Below are 523 nucleotides of genomic sequence, written 5' to 3'. Positions count from 1 at the left end.
AGCTGGTTGACCATTCTTGTCAAGAAGAGTAATGGTATCCTTGTCGATTGGTACAACTGGGTCACCTTCTGTAAAGGTAACTGTTCCAGTTTGAACAAGACCTTGAAGGCCAGTTGATTCTGCAGGTGTAGCAGTTGGAGTTACTGGTGTGACTGTTGGGGTATAAGTCGCAGAGGCTTTGGTTCCGTTCATGTCTTCACGAACCACTGTCACTGCTGGTGCTGTTCCAGTAAATGATTTTTCAGGAACAAAGGTTACTGTTCCATCTGCTGCTACTGTATATGTACCAACACCTTCCACAGTTTTAGTCGGTGAACCATCGTCAAATGTTGCTGGAACATCATCGTTAATTGGTACACGACTATCACCTTCAGTAAATTCAGGTTTACCTGTTTGAGTTTGACCTTGTTTACCTGTCGATCTTGTATCTTCTGCTGTTGGTGTTACTGGTGTGACTGTTGGGGTGTAAGTCGCAGAAGCTTTGGTTCCATTCTTATCTTCACGAACAACCGTTACGGCCGGT

The 523-nt window shown here is 44.6% G+C and carries 1 pseudogene; it reads right to left on the bottom strand.

Features of this window, described 5'->3' with window-relative positions:
* Window positions 1-523: pseudogene (locus tag ADM33_RS06930) on the bottom strand (fibronectin-binding protein); the annotation flags it as partial.

The sequence above is a fragment of the Streptococcus oralis genome, from assembly GCF_001075875.1.
In the GTDB taxonomy this organism is placed as follows: domain Bacteria; phylum Bacillota; class Bacilli; order Lactobacillales; family Streptococcaceae; genus Streptococcus; species Streptococcus oralis_I.
Note: the sequence above shows the minus strand (reverse complement) of the source record. Positions and strands in the feature narration are given on the sequence as shown.